Annotated in this window: 10 protein-coding genes; 5 read left to right on the forward strand and 5 right to left on the reverse strand. The window is 59.1% G+C overall.

Annotated features, from left to right (window positions below; translation table 11 throughout):
- Positions 1 to 3,342: a maltose alpha-D-glucosyltransferase gene (gene treS, locus KGA88_RS29910; RefSeq protein WP_223596279.1), complete on the reverse strand. Its 3,342-nt coding sequence runs from the start codon at positions 3,340 to 3,342 to the stop codon at positions 1 to 3.
- Between the two features lie 198 nt (positions 3,343 to 3,540).
- Complete coding sequence (locus KGA88_RS29915; RefSeq protein WP_223596281.1) at positions 3,541 to 5,538, reverse strand: alpha-1,4-glucan--maltose-1-phosphate maltosyltransferase; 1,998 nt, start codon at positions 5,536 to 5,538, stop codon at positions 3,541 to 3,543.
- A 204-nt stretch (positions 5,539 to 5,742) separates the two neighbouring features.
- Between KGA88_RS29915 and KGA88_RS29920 the strand changes: the two genes are divergently transcribed.
- A complete protein-coding gene (locus KGA88_RS29920; RefSeq protein WP_181432150.1) occupies positions 5,743 to 5,910 on the forward strand; it encodes a hypothetical protein in 168 nt (55 codons plus the stop codon).
- Positions 5,911 to 6,156: 246 nt separating this feature from the next.
- Complete coding sequence (locus KGA88_RS29925) at positions 6,157 to 6,396, forward strand: hypothetical protein (protein ID WP_223596283.1); 240 nt, start codon at positions 6,157 to 6,159, stop codon at positions 6,394 to 6,396.
- Here KGA88_RS29925 and KGA88_RS29930 read toward each other — a convergent pair.
- Positions 6,393 to 6,893, reverse strand: coding sequence for an MgtC/SapB family protein (locus tag KGA88_RS29930; protein WP_223596285.1), 501 nt, complete (start codon positions 6,891 to 6,893; stop codon positions 6,393 to 6,395). The two genes, KGA88_RS29925 and KGA88_RS29930, sit on opposite strands and share 4 nt — an antisense overlap.
- 121 nt (positions 6,894 to 7,014) lie before the next feature.
- Here KGA88_RS29930 and KGA88_RS29935 point away from each other — a divergent pair, with 121 nt between their 5' ends.
- From KGA88_RS29935 to mapR, 3 genes are all read left to right on the forward strand, one after another.
- Complete coding sequence (locus tag KGA88_RS29935; protein ID WP_223596287.1) at positions 7,015 to 7,248, forward strand: DUF3203 family protein; 234 nt, start codon at positions 7,015 to 7,017, stop codon at positions 7,246 to 7,248.
- Between the two features lie 195 nt (positions 7,249 to 7,443).
- Positions 7,444 to 8,856, forward strand: coding sequence for a cytochrome c oxidase accessory protein CcoG (ccoG, locus tag KGA88_RS29940; RefSeq protein WP_223596289.1), 1,413 nt, complete (start codon positions 7,444 to 7,446; stop codon positions 8,854 to 8,856).
- A 230-nt stretch (positions 8,857 to 9,086) separates the two neighbouring features.
- Positions 9,087 to 10,496, forward strand: a complete 1,410-nt coding sequence (gene mapR / locus KGA88_RS29945) for a GntR family transcriptional regulator MpaR (protein WP_223596291.1) — start codon at positions 9,087 to 9,089, stop codon at positions 10,494 to 10,496.
- A 115-nt stretch (positions 10,497 to 10,611) separates the two neighbouring features.
- On the opposite strand, the gene KGA88_RS29950 is transcribed toward mapR, so the two are convergent.
- Both KGA88_RS29950 and KGA88_RS29955 read right to left on the reverse strand, forming a co-directional pair.
- Positions 10,612 to 13,272, reverse strand: coding sequence for an RHS repeat domain-containing protein (locus KGA88_RS29950; protein ID WP_223596293.1), 2,661 nt, complete (start codon positions 13,270 to 13,272; stop codon positions 10,612 to 10,614).
- Positions 13,273 to 13,368: 96 nt separating this feature from the next.
- Positions 13,369 to 14,115 (reverse strand): SDR family oxidoreductase, encoded by a 747-nt coding sequence (locus tag KGA88_RS29955; RefSeq protein ID WP_110661933.1) that lies wholly within the window; start codon positions 14,113 to 14,115, stop codon positions 13,369 to 13,371.
- Between the last annotated feature and the right edge of the window lie 101 nt (positions 14,116 to 14,216).

The raw sequence follows: 14,216 nt of genomic DNA on the forward strand, positions 1-14,216 counted from the left end.
CTACTCTCCACCAAGACCGGAAAAGGGTTTAAGCCCACTCAATAATCCATATAAACCGTGCAACGGCACGGGCAACCAGGTGGGGCGATTTTCCGCCTCATAGGCCACTTCATACGCCGCCTTCTCCAGACCGAACAACGCAAGCGCCGCATCCTCGCCTTCGGGATCTTGCCATGCATGGGCAAGACTAGCTGCCGCCAGCCGATAAGCGTCGACAAATGCTTGCCGCGCCTCGCTCAAGTAGCGCTCGGTGACCCGCAAGCGCGCGGCATCGGCCGCTGGGGTGTTCTCGACGCCCTGCGCATTGATCGCCATCGCCGCCGCATAGTCGAAGGAGCGCAGCACACCGCTGACATCCTTGTACGGGCTGTGCTTGCCCCGTCGTTCATGCAATGGTCGCGCCGGTTCTCCTTCAAAATCGATCAGATAGGCATCGCCCTTGATCACCAGCACCTGTCCCAGGTGTAAATCGCCATGTACACGTATGCGCAAGCCGCCCGCGGTCTGTTTACCCAACGCTTGTACATGGCCGAGGATGGCTTTTTTGTTGTCCAGTAAATGGCCGACCAGTATCTGGTCCGCCGGGTTCAGTTGATTTTTACGCTGCTTGAGCAAGTCCAGCGCATGCTCGATTTGTGCCGCCACATCCTTGGCCGTGGCCTGGGCTTCTTTCTGCGTGGTGACCTGCGGCAGGAAGTCCGGATTGGCACTCGGTGCCGCCAGTAGCTGATGCATTTCCCCCAGGCGCCGCCCCAGCATAGCGGCGAAATCTTTCAGTTCGCCGAGCGCGTTGTAGTGTTGTTCCTGCTCGGACATGGCGTCGGCCAGTTCATCGCGCAGCGCCCGTTCGAGGTTGTTCTGCGTCCATTCCCAGGCGTCGCCCTGATTGCTCAAATAGCCCTGGGCGATCATCAGCAGGTTATCTTCGCCGGCCGCATCCCGGCGCACCACCGCACCGAGCAATGGCGAAATATTGCTGAACCCGGCTTCGGTCAGGTAGGCACTCATCTCAAGCTCAGGATGCACGCCGCAGGCGACTTTGCGAATCAGTTTCAACACCAGGCTGTTGCCGATCACCACCGAGCTGTTGGACTGCTCGGCCGACAGGTAACGCACCGGCGACTCGGCATTGAGGCCGAGCTTTTCCAGCTCGGCGGTGGACTCGAAGCGGATGTCGCCCTCGCTGGAGGCCAATACGGTGCCGGCCTGGATGCCCTGCAGTACGGCATGCACAAAGGTTTCCAGGCTGAAGGCATCGGTGATCAGGCCGACCTGGCGTCCGCGCCGTACCCGCGACAACGCCAATTGCTGGGGCAACGGAGTACCCACCTGATCTTCCGGGATAAAACCGAACGGCAACTGGTAGCGGCTGATCTGGCCACCGCTGGTGACGTTGATCTCACTGAACAGTACCGGATGCTGCGGATCGCCGAAGCGCACGCCATAGGCCAGATCGACCTGTTCGATGGCGGCGTCCTTGCCGGCGAACCAGCGGCGGTTTTGCAACCAGTTCGGCAGGATGCTTTGCTCCAGCGTGGTGCGTGATGGTGCCTCGAGCAGTTCCTCCATGCGCTTTTTCAGCACCAGCGTGGTGAAGTCCGGCAGGCTTTGCGCGGGCTCCACATGCCAGCTCGGCATCTGGTTTTCCGCGGCGAGGCCGAACCAGTAGAAGCCATAAGGCGCCAGTGTCAGGAGGAAATTCAACTGGCCGATGGGGGGGAACGCATTACCCCCGAGCATTTCCACCGGCACCATGCCGACATAGGCCGACAAATCCAGCTCGGCGGCCTGGGCGCTGCGCGACACGTTGGCCACGCACAGAATGACTTCGTGCTTGCCGTCCACCCCGGTGTATTCGCGGGTGTAGGCCAGAATCCGCCGGTTGCTGGGCGACAGCATCTTCAACGTACCGCGCCCAAAGGCCTTGGATTGCTTGCGCACGGCGAGCATGCGCCGAGTCCAGTTCAACAGCGAATGCGGGTCGCCGGCCTGGGTTTCGACGTTGACCGACAGGTAGCCGTATTGCGGGTCCATGATCGGCGGCAGCACCAGGCTGGCCGGGTCGGCTCGGGAGAAACCACCGTTGCGGTCGATGGACCATTGCATCGGCGTGCGCACGCCGTCGCGGTCGCCGAGGTAGATGTTGTCGCCCATGCCGATTTCGTCGCCGTAATACAGGGTCGGCGTGCCGGGCATCGACAGCAACAGACTGTTGAGCAACTCGACCCGGCGGCGGTCGCGCTCCACCAGCGGCGCCAGGCGACGGCGAATCCCCAGGTTGATCCGCGCCCGGCGGTCAGCGGCGTAGTAATTCCACAGGTAGTCGCGTTCCTTGTCGGTGACCATCTCCAGGGTCAACTCATCGTGGTTGCGCAGGAAGATTGCCCATTGGCAATTGGCGGGAATGTCCGGGGTCTGGCGCAGAATGTCGGTGATCGGGAAGCGATCTTCCTGGGCCAGCGCCATGTACATGCGCGGCATCAACGGGAAGTGAAAAGCCATGTGGCATTCGTCGCCGTTCAGGCCTTTCTTGTCGGTGTCGCCGAAGTACAACTGGGTGTCTTCCGGCCACTGATTGGCTTCGGCCAGCAGCATGCGGTCGGGGTAGTTGGCGTCGATTTCGGCGCGGATCTGTTTCAGGACGTCATGGGTTTCCGGCAGGTTCTCGTTGTTGGTGCCATCGCGCTCGATCAGGTAGGGAATGGCGTCCAGGCGCAAGCCGTCAATGCCCATGTCGAGCCAGTAACGCATCACCGACAGCACCGCTTTCATCACTTGCGGATTATCGAAATTCAGGTCCGGCTGGTGAGAGTAGAAACGGTGCCAGAAGTATTGCCCGGCGACCGGGTCCCAGGTCCAGTTGGACTTCTCGGTGTCGAGGAAAATGATGCGGGTGCCGTCGTACTTCTGATCGTCATCGGACCACACGTAGAAGTCCCGGGCGGCTGAACCTTTTTTGGCCTTGCGGGCGCGCTGGAACCACGGGTGCTGGTCGGACGTGTGGTTGATGACCAGCTCGGTGATCACCCGCAGGCCGCGTTTGTGTGCCTCGGCAATGAACCGCTTGGCATCGGCCATGGTGCCGTAGTCACTGTGCACGCCACGGTACTCGGCGATGTCATAACCGTCGTCGCGCCGTGGCGAGGGATAGAACGGCAACAACCAGATGGTGTTGACGCCCAGGTCGGCGATGTAATCGAGTTTGGCGATGAGGCCGGGGAAATCGCCGATCCCGTCGTTGTTGGAGTCAAAATACGATTTGACGTGAACTTGATAGATCACCGCGTCCTTGTACCAGAGCGGGTCCTTGATGAACGTGGCTGCCTTGGGTTTCTTCGCCATGTGAAACTCCTGTTCAATTCAAAGTAACCACCACAGAGCCGGGAAACTTTGGATGGGCACCTTTCGCCTGTAGGAGCCGGCTTGCTGGCGATAGCGGTGTGTCAGGCGCCATCCATGTAAATTGATGCGCAGCCATCGCCAGCAAGCCGGCTCCTACAGGTCTACATTGCCCTCTCGCCACGGGTGTCTGTGATGTATTTATGAGGCAGTAATGCGCCAAATCCCGAACGGCTGATACGCCGGGTCGATCCGCATGAATTGCTGCTTGCCGTGCCAGGTCCAGCGATGACCGTTCATCAAGTCTTCGCCCTGGGTGCTGGCGTCGTCCGGCAAACCCATTTCCCACAACGGCAACTCGAAGTTCGCCTCCTGCACGTTGTGCGGATCGAGGCTGACCGCCACCAGAATGAAATTGCTGCCGTCATAGCTGCGCTTGCCGAAGTACAGGATGTTGTCGTTCCAGGCGTTGTAGACCTTCAGCCCCAGATGCGTGTGCAGCGCCGGGTTCTGCCGGCGGATGCGGTTGAGCTGGGCGATCTCGGCGATGATGTTGCCCGGCGCATTGAAGTCCCGCGGGCGGATCTCGTACTTCTCGGAATCGAGGTATTCCTCCTTGCCCGGCACCGGCGCCGACTCGCACAACTCGAAACCCGAGTACATGCCCCACAAGCCCGAGCCCATGGTCGCCAGCACGGCGCGGATGAGAAACCCGGGACGCCCGGATTCATGCAGGAATGCTGGATTGATGTCCGGCGTATTGACGAAGAAATTCGGCCGGTAGCATTCACGCCACGGCGATTCGTTGAGTTCAGTGAAATAGGTCGCCAGTTCGGCCTTGGTGTTGCGCCAGGTGAAATAGGTGTAGCTCTGGGAATAACCGACCTTGCCCAGGCGCGCCATCATCGCCGGGGTGGTGAAGGCTTCGGCGAGGAAGATCACCTCAGGGTACAACGCCCGTACATCGGCGATCAGCCATTGCCAGAACGGCAACGGCTTGGTGTGCGGGTTATCAACGCGAAAGATCTTCACGCCCTCCTCGACCCAGCCGACCACGATGTCACGCAGTTCCACCCACAGGCTGGGAATCGCCTCGGGGGCATAGAAGTCGACGTTGACGATGTCCTGGTACTTCTTCGGCGGGTTCTCCGCGTATTTGATCGTGCCGTCCGGTCGCCAGTTGAACCAGCCGGGGTGTTGCTTGAGCCACGGATGGTCCTGGGAGCACTGGATGGCAAAATCCAGGGCGATTTCCAGACCGTGGGCCGCGGCGGCGGCCACCAGTCGGCGGAAGTCTTCGCGGGTGCCCAACTGCTGGTGAATCGCCTCGTGCCCGCCCTCTTCGCTGCCGATTGCATAGGGACTGCCCGGATCATCGGGGCCCGCCGTCAGCGAGTTGTTCGGGCCTTTGCGATAGCTGCGCCCGATCGGGTGGATCGGCGGGAAATACAGCACGTCGAAACCCATGTCCTGAATCATCGCCAGCCGCGAATGCACGTCGTTGAAAGTACCGTGGCGTTGCGGACTGTCGGTGATCGAACGCGGAAACAGTTCATACCAACTGGCAAACTGCGCCAACTCGCGCTCCACATCCACCGGGTACTCCGGGCTCAGGCTCAGATAGGCGCGATGATCGACGCGGGCCATGAGGTCGGCGCTACGCGGGTGCAAAAACAGTGCGACCTGCTCGGTTTCAAGCAGTCCTGACAGTTCATGGTGCAAGGCCGCCAGTTGCTCGCTGAGTTGCCCTTCGCTACGTTCGGCGGCTTGCTGCACATGAATCCGCCCTTCCTGCAGCTCCAGGCTGACGGGAACCGCCGCCGCATGTTTCTTTTCCAGCTCATAGCGAAAACTGGCGAACTGATCGATCCACGCTTCGATACAGAACAGATACCGGCCCTGGCTGTGGACACGGAACTGCCCTTGCCAGCCGTTGTTGCCCAGATCGTTCATGACCGCGCTGTGCCAAACGTCCTCGTCATCGGCCCGCCAGCGTACGCGAACCGCCAGCTTGTCATGCCCGTCGGCGAACACCTTGGCCGTCACCACCACATCCTGACCCACCACGGACTTGACCGCGAACTGCCCGCCTTCAAGGGTCGGCATGATGTTTTCAATGACGATACGCGGCAGCAACAACGCCTGCGACAGCGGCATGTGCGGGTTGTAGCTCAACTCAGTCGGTTTTTCAGCCGTCATCGAGCCTCTCTCCTTACGCCCCATGGACGCGCTGGTGTCTGGTCGCCATCCCGTCGGGCCATCCGCCCCGGAATGGACTCACTTTAGGTTCCGAGCGACAGTCGTCGGGAAAAGTTCAGCGACAATTTGCGGAATCAAATCCTTCGCGCCGCAGTCCACCTACTTAAGCACGACTCACGCCATGTGCCACCGGAGGCTTGAACAATGAACAATCCATTCCCGGCTGAAACCCCCGATCCGAACATCGATGACCCGGTGATCCCGCCGACGGATCCTCAACCGGTGCCCGAACAGGACCCGCCCGGCACGACCCCGCCGCCAAGGGAAGAACCACCCGCGACGATGCCGCCGGTGATTGTGAATCCTGAATGAAGACAGTTGATCGTTCCTGCCTCAAAGCCAGGGACGATCATGAAAAATGAATGACACTTCCCAAGAACGCGTAGTACCGATCCGAAAACACCAGTTCTGCCCGTTCGACACTTTACGGAACTTGCACCCTGCGCCTTATATAGCCACCACTCCATCAGTCTTGAGCGTGGCCAGCCATGAAAACTTTTTTTTCCAGCGTCAGCGAATTCACAGACATAGCGAGCGCACAGCACCACGCGCTCAACCGTGAACGATCAACCGACGGCTGGCCTTCCCTTGAAAATATTCAACTACGAATTTCTTTGCTTCGATGCCGAACGCAATCGCTCTGAGCTTTCAACCAGAAGCTCAATCATCAAGGATCTGGAGAATCATCTGCTGCACTGTGAAATGGACTACAGCCAGCATGAACTCTCGGAATCAAAGTGCGACGAGCAGGAATCAGATTGTGAAGCGACCTCCGCAGACCGGGTGAATACCTCCTAGGGCCCGCGATCCTTGTCAATCAGCCTCACGATGCTCGGCATCACACTGAACACCCCGAGCGCCAACAGTGTGCTGAGCACCGCCGTCGCCTCCCGGCCCAGCCCGGCTGCAACGCCAATGGCGGCGGTCATCCACAGGCCGGCGGCGGTGGTCAGGCCCTTGACGTGGCCTTCGTCGCCCTCCTGGTTTTTCAGGATGGTGCCGGCCCCCAGGAAACCGATCCCGGCGATCACGCCCTGCACCACCCGGCTCATGGCGTCGGCCTGTGAGCCGGACATCTGTGGCACCAGCACGAACAGCGCGGCCCCCATCGCCACCAGCATATGGGTGCGCACGCCAGCAGCCTTGCCCTGGTGTTCGCGTTCGAACCCGAGAATCCCACCTAGCACGGCGGCCATCAACAGGCGCACGGTCATCCGCGTCAGTTGCGAGGCATCGGTGATGTCGGCGAACTCGGCTTGCAGGGTCACCCAGACTTCGTGCCACCAGGCGTTCATGGGGTTGTCCTTGAGGGGGGCCATGGACGGTGGACCGCAGCGACCATTAATCGGTTGCACAGAACGATGTCCGGTGGTTGCGGCCTGAATCTTTAGACTCCGCTAAAAAAAGGATTCCGCCATGACTGTACGCATCGAGAACCAGACCGGCTTTTTCACCACCGAAAATGGCGAATACATTCGTCTGTGTCCCGACGTGACCATCGTCACCGATGGCCGCAAAGCCATGTCGGCAGTGGACATCGAAGGCCACCGCATCTACATCACCGAAGCCGAGGCCAACGCCTTGACCGTCGCCGGCGCAGTGGATGGACGCCGACACTTGAAAGCCACCGACAGTGGTTCGGTGATTTGACTGGCATTGATCAACTTCCTCCGCCGCTGTTTCTACCTGGCGTTTGCGCCCCTGCGTGGCGGGTGCTTCAAGTTGTCGCAGGCCGTGCGCCCCGGGCTATCTGATCCGCTTTTTAATGCGATACCTGAGTCTGTTATGTAAACAGATCGCCGCTCATAGTGCTCATGCCTGATGGAGGCTGATGAGCGAAAGACCATGAGCGAGAGAATCCCCGTCCGAACCGTAGAAACATTCGAGCCTTCACGTCCAAAGATGAAGGCCAAAACCAGCGACAACCTGATCCACACCCGCAGCTTCACCGGGCTGTTCCGCACCCTGCGCATCAGTGGCGCGGGCTTTCTGTTTTTGCTGTTCTTCGGCACCGTGTGGTTGAACTGGGGCGGCCGCCAGGCGGTGCTCTGGGACCTTTCCGAAAGCAAGTTCCATATCTTCGGCGCGACTTTCTGGCCGCAGGATTTCATCCTGCTCTCGGCGCTGCTGATCATTGCCGCCTTCGGCCTGTTTGCGATCACGGTGTTCGCGGGACGGGTCTGGTGTGGTTACACCTGCCCACAAAGCTCCTGGACCTGGATCTTCATGTGGTGCGAGAAGATCACCGAAGGCGAACGCAACCAGCGAATCAAGTTGCAGGCCGCGCCGTGGGGCCTGAACAAACTGATGCGGCGTTCGGCCAAGCACACCTTGTGGCTGGCCATCAGCCTGCTGACCGGCCTGACCTTTGTCGGCTACTTCACACCGATCCGGCCACTGGCCGAAGAACTGCTGAGCCTGCAAATGAGCGGCGTCAGTCTGTTCTGGGTGCTGTTTTTTACCGGCGCCACCTATATCAATGCCGGCTGGCTGCGTGAAGCAGTGTGCATGCACATGTGTCCCTACGCGCGCTTCCAGAGCGTGATGTTCGACAAGGACACCCTGACCATTTCCTACGACGTGGCCCGTGGTGAAAACCGTGGCCCGCGCAAACGCGAGGTCAAGCCCGCCGACGTGGGTTTGGGCGATTGCATCGATTGCCAGCTCTGCGTACAGGTCTGCCCGACCGGCATCGACATTCGCGATGGCTTGCAGATGGAGTGCATCGGTTGCGCGGCGTGCATCGACGCCTGTGATTCGATCATGGACAAAATGGGCTACGCCCGGGGATTGATCAGCTATACCTCCGAGCATCAGTTGCAGGGTGGCAAGACACACCTGCTGCGCCCGCGCCTGATCGGCTACACCGCCGTGCTGCTGGTAATGATCGCCGCCCTGGTGGTGGCGCTGGTGGAGCGGCCGATGGTGTCGCTCGATGTCAGCAAGGACCGTGGCCTGTTCCGCGAGAACAGCCAGGGGCAGATCGAAAACATCTACAGTCTGAAAGTGATCAACAAGACCCAGCAGCGCCAGGACTACCAATTGCACCTGGTCGATGCCGATGATTTCGAGTTGCAAGGCAAGACCGAGTTGAGCCTGGCACCGGGCGAAATTGTCGACGTGCCGGTGTCGGTGGCGATGCTCACCGAGCGTCCGGCCAGCAGTTCGCAAAGCATCAGTTTCAAGGTGATCGACAGCGATGAGCCTGACGTCTACAGCGTGGCAAAGAGCCGGTTTGTTGCGCCGATGAATCGCTGAACCTTTAAGATGCAGACCTTGGTGAAGTGCAACCCTGTTTTGGCAATGCAATCCACTGTGGCGAGGGGGCTTGCCCCCGTTCGGCTGCGAAGCAGTCGTCAATCCGACGACTCGGTGTTGTGGAATGAAAAAAAGCAGGGCCGCTTTGCGCCCCAACGGGGGCAAGCCCCCTCGCCACAGGCAAGCCCCCTCGCCGCAGTAAATCGAATCGACTCCATGACGGGACACCGATGAAACGCTACGAAAAATTCGCCGACGACATCGCAGAACTGATCCGATCCGGCGTCCTGGGTCCCGGCCAGCGCGTACCCTCGGTTCGCTACGCCAGCCAGACCTATGGCGTCAGCCCGTCGACGGTGTTCCAGGCCTACTACCTGCTGGAACGTCGCGGACTGATCCGCGCTCGTCCGCGTTCCGGATACTTCGTCAACGCCCATGCACCACGGCCATTTTCCGAACCGGAGATCAGTAGCCAGGTCAATGAGTCCACCGAGGTCGATGTCAGCGAACTGGTGTTCTCGGTGCTCGACTCGATCAAGGACCCGAACACCGTGCCCTTCGGCTCGGCGTTCCCCAGCCCTACGTTGTTTCCCCTGCAACGCTTGTCCCGCTCCCTGGCCAGCGCCAGCCGCGAAATGGACCCGCGCATGGTCGTCACCGACATGTCGCCAGGCAACCCGCAACTGCGTCGGCAAATCGCCCTGCGCTACATGGTCGGAGGGCTGATGCTACCCATGGAAGAACTGCTGATCACCAACGGCGCGCTGGAGGCGCTCAACCTGTGCCTGCAAGCGGTGACCGAGCCCGGCGACCTGGTAGCCATCGAAGCCCCGGCGTTCTACGCCTGCCTGCAAGTGCTCGAACGCCTGAAGCTCAAGGCCGTGGAAATCCCCGTGCACCCACGCGATGGCATCGACCTCGGCGTGCTCGAGCAAACCCTGGAACGCCATCCGATCAAAGCCTGCTGGTGCATGACCAGTTTCCAGAACCCCATGGGCGCGACCGTGCCCGAGGCCAAGAAACAGCAGCTGGTGGAATTGTTGCGCCGCCACCAGGTGCCGTTGATCGAAGACGATGTCTACGCCGAACTGTATTACGGCCAACAAGCACCAAAACCGGCCAAGGCCTTTGATACCGAAGGCCTGGTGATGCACTGCGGCTCGTTCGCCAAGAGCCTGGCCCCTGGTTACCGCATCGGCTGGGTCGCCGCCGGGCGTTTCGCGCAGAAAATCGAACGGCTGAAACTCATGACCTCGCTGTGCGCATCGATGCCGGCCCAAGCCGCCATCGCCGATTACTTGCAACACGGCGGCTACGACCGCCACCTGCGCAAATTGCGCCATGCGCTGGAAGACCAGCAAAGCGCCATGCTCGCCGCCATCGCCCGTTATTTCCCGGCGCAGACGCGGGTCAGCCAACCGGCGGGCGGGTATTTCCTATGGTTGGAACTACCGGAGCAGATGAATTCGTTGAAGTTGTTTCAGATGGCGTTGGCGCAGGGGATCAGCATTGCACCGGGGCCGATCTTTTCGCCAGCGCAGCGGTTCAGGAATTGCATTCGGTTGAATTATGGCAGCCCGTGGGATGAGACTGCGGAGAAGGCGATGGAGACGTTGGGGCGGATTGTGCGGTCGTTTTGACACTACTCTTTACTAACTTCAACTCTTTACAGAACTTGGAAAGTTAGCACCACAAGGTACTACATCGCCGTTGTTCACCAGCCTTTTCAAACCTTCTGTGCCGCGGTTAAAAATCTCAGAATAATCGGTGATTACGCCGTTCAACAGAAACAACATTAAAAGGAGCCAAATTTTCAACTGTCAATTCATTTTCCTTGGCAACCACATCAATGTAACGTGTAAAACCCGGAGCCACAGGCTCGACATGAATAAAAAAATCAACTTCTCTTTTATCATGATCCACTCGCTCAACCTTAAGCGCCCTTAGACCAAAATCATTCAAAATTTGCTGTGTAGACTTTCCATTTGGAGTGTCACCCATAAAAATTGTTAGCATTTGCTCGCCCCCACTAACTAACTGCTCCGTTTTCTCCAGTGTTGCATCGTTCTGAACGCCGACTCTTTTTATTACAGATGGAAGATACCCAAAAAAGCCATTCGTTTTAGACACTTTCGTATATTGATACTTAGCAACATCACTGGCGTAATACCCTTGCCGCATTTCCGTTCGATAATTTGTCTGAAAGGCCCATAAATCCTTCCAGAATGTGTTTTCAAATTTATCCCACCTATATTTCGAGTGAATTTCATACCCCCCTTCAAACACATCCGAAACTTTACTTTCAACATTATAAAAACGTTTTATTGACTGCTCTCCGGCGGAATCAAGACGTTGCTGCAGCTCAGAATGAAAATATGACACCCTTTCAATGCTGTGTACTAATTCGAAAGATGAAGCCTCAGCAACGATTGAGGTACGACCGCAGCCATCGGGGTCAAAAAAAAATAACGGATTATTAATTACTATTAGGTATTGGTTTACCCCATCCACATCCCCCGCCGGATCCGGATTCAACCAGCGTTGCAACCAAGGCGCGTAATACCGCGCCCCATAATAATAAAGCCCCGTCGCATCCCGTTCCTTGCCTGAATAACGAATGGTCTTGTACCCGATTTCCACTTCATGCCGTCCGGCCAGCCATGCCGTGCCGCCAAAGGGGTAATACACTTCCTGGCTGATCACCTTCGCCTGGGCGTCTACCTCAAAGGCACTCGATCCCAGGTGATCATCGAAGCAAAAACGCAATTGGTCGTTGTCCATTTCGGCCGGTGGCGGGCTATCCCAATGCAACAGACGCACGGTGCAGCGGCCGGCCTGAATGCTGACTACTTGCAGCTGTTCCCCCGTGGCGCTGTTGCTGTGCAGTTCGAGGCCGGGCAGATAACGCACTTCGGCGGTATGGGCGATGGATTTCGCTGCGGTCGTGCGGGTTTTGCGCAGGCGCGTGCCTTCGCTGTCGTAGACATATCGCTCTAGATCGTCAGCGCCATTGACCCGAACGACGGGTGTGACCTGAGCCAACTGGCTTCGCCCGTTCCATTGCAAGCCTTGCCCGGGTTGAAGCTCCAACAGATTGCCCCGAGCGTCGAACGACTCATCCACGCCGGTTTGAGTGGGGTGGACCTTGACGCTGCGATTACTCAGCGGGGCGACGCGCATGCTCAGGGTATCGCCCACCGCGCCATGATGGATACGCTGCAACAGATTGCCCGCTTCATCGTAATCGTAGGTTTCGCTGTAGTTGCACCAGCGGCTGCCATCCGGCGGGCCGTACGTCTGCCACTCTGGTAAGGCAGGACCGAATGAGGGCCTGACGGTTTCCCAGCCGGTCGCGCTGATCAATTGGTAAAGCGTGTCGTACCTGAAGCGCCGCACCGGTTCGATGCGCTGGTTGGCAAAATGCTGGATGGGTAAAGCAGCGTCGGTGATTTCGGTGATGTTGCCAACCGGGTCGTAACAGTAACTCAGCTTCTGCAAAAAGCTCTGATCCGGGCATTGAGTGGCCAGCAGCATTAGGTGCCCATCGGACGGATTATAAACGCTAGTGGTGCGCATGCCATTGCCGGCGAGTTCATGTTCAACTTGACCTGAAGCGCTGTAATGGATGGCACTGACCAGCGTATCGACGCCTTGTTGTCCAGAGCGCTTTAGCCCCACCGAACGCAATTGACCAGCGCGATCATGCGCAAAATACTGGGTATGACCTTTGGCATCGGTTTGCGCTGCCACTTCGCCGGTAGACGCGAAGCGCCACGAAGTCTGAGCGCCGGTGCCTGGCTCCAGCAAGCGGTCCCGGTCTGTGTACAGCGCTGGCCAGTCAACCGGAGCGAAGCTGTTGAGGAAGTGCCGACGCTCATGCAGTACCACCGCCGACAGCCCATAGTCGGTCATCAATCGACTACCTGCCGGGTCGTCCTGGCGGATGGGTTGGCCACAGCAGTTATACCGGGCGTGATCATCCGAAACGCCCCCGAACGTCATTCGCTCGACACAGCGCTCGGGTTCACCCGAAACCTGCTCATGCACTGCGACAGGCCGCAGCAATGGATCATGTTCAGTGCGACGATGCCAGCCACGTTGATCCCATGACTCAAGCACCTGCCCTGCCGCACCCGCCAACCCGAGTTGCCACCCGGCATCGACGCTGTCGCTGCACAGCGCCTGCCCCGTCAGGTTATGGATCGTGGTGAGGTTCGCCGGGACCGAGGCATCGCTCTGACGCAAGGCAAACAATCGCGGATCGCGTTGTTGAACGAGGCGGCCAAGCGGATCGAAAACCTGCTGCGTTACCCGCGCAGTGATCGGTTTGACGGCCGCCAGTCGATGGTACGCCAGCGCACGAACGGCTAAACCGCGCGGGTCAACAACGTTGATCGATGGTGTGTGCCTGTTCAAATCGAGGCGTCCCTTCAAAGACTACCGCGAATCTAGGCGCATCCCGGAAGGAACGTCTACTGTCACGAATGACAGTAGACACCACGCGAATTCCTCTTAACGACCACCACCGAGATCAACAAACGTCCCCGTCGCATAAGAAGCCTTGTCCGACAGCAGCCAGACAATCGCCTCCGCCACTTCGTCCGGACGTCCGCCCCGGGCCATCGGGATCGCCGATTCCAGCTTGCTGACCCGATCCGGATCACCGCTCAAGGCGTGGAAATCGGTGTAGATGTAGCCCGGACGCACGGCGTTGACCCGAATCCCCTCGCCCGCCACTTCCTTGGACAGACCGATGGTGAACGAGTCCAGCGCGCCTTTGGAGGCCGCGTAGTCGACGTACTCGTTGGGCGAGCCCAAGCGCGAGGCCACCGACGACACGTTGACGATGCTGCCACCCTGCCCGCCGTGTTTGGGCGACATGCGCAGGATCGCGTGCTTGGCGCAGAGGATCGGCGCCAGGACGTTGGTTTTCATGATTTTGAGAATGCGGAACTCGGACATCTCGTCGACCCGGGACTTTTGCCCGACGGTGCCGGCGTTGTTCACCAGCGCGGTGACCCGGCCAAGTTCGCTGTCTACCCGATTGAACAGCGCGATGACTTCGTCTTCGATGCTGACGTCGGCCCGTACCGCAATGGCTTGCGCACCGAGGGCGCGGACTTGCTCCAGCACGCTGAGTGCAGATTGTTCGTCGGCCTGGTAGTTGATGCAGATCCGATAGCCCTGCGCGGCGGCCAACAGAGCGGTGGCGGCCCCAATGCCGCGGCTGCCGCCGGTGATGACGATGACTTTATCCATGCGAGCTTTCCCCCAATCAAAGCTTAAGCGGTCGGGGGCAAGAATAACCGCCATTGGCGGTTTTTGCATGAATTCGACAGAGCATTGTGGCGAGGGAGCTT

Origin of the sequence: Pseudomonas sp. A-R-19 (assembly GCF_019956575.1) — a bacterium.
Classification (GTDB): Bacteria; Pseudomonadota; Gammaproteobacteria; order Pseudomonadales; family Pseudomonadaceae; genus Aquipseudomonas.

What these genes read in the sequence shown, in the direction of transcription:
- KGA88_RS29915 (WP_223596281.1), bottom strand. Translation starts at nt 5,538, where the DNA reads ATGACGGCTGAAAAACCGACTGAGTTGAGCTACAACCCGCACATGCCG.
- ccoG (WP_223596289.1), top strand. Translation starts at nt 7,444, where the DNA reads ATGAGCGAGAGAATCCCCGTCCGAACCGTAGAAACATTCGAGCCTTCA.
- KGA88_RS29955 (WP_110661933.1), bottom strand. Translation starts at nt 14,115, where the DNA reads ATGGATAAAGTCATCGTCATCACCGGCGGCAGCCGCGGCATTGGGGCC.
- treS (WP_223596279.1), bottom strand. Translation starts at nt 3,342, where the DNA reads ATGGCGAAGAAACCCAAGGCAGCCACGTTCATCAAGGACCCGCTCTGG.
- KGA88_RS29920 (WP_181432150.1), top strand. Translation starts at nt 5,743, where the DNA reads ATGAACAATCCATTCCCGGCTGAAACCCCCGATCCGAACATCGATGAC.
- KGA88_RS29935 (WP_223596287.1), top strand. Translation starts at nt 7,015, where the DNA reads ATGACTGTACGCATCGAGAACCAGACCGGCTTTTTCACCACCGAAAAT.
- mapR (WP_223596291.1), top strand. Translation starts at nt 9,087, where the DNA reads ATGAAACGCTACGAAAAATTCGCCGACGACATCGCAGAACTGATCCGA.
- KGA88_RS29930 (WP_223596285.1), bottom strand. Translation starts at nt 6,893, where the DNA reads ATGAACGCCTGGTGGCACGAAGTCTGGGTGACCCTGCAAGCCGAGTTC.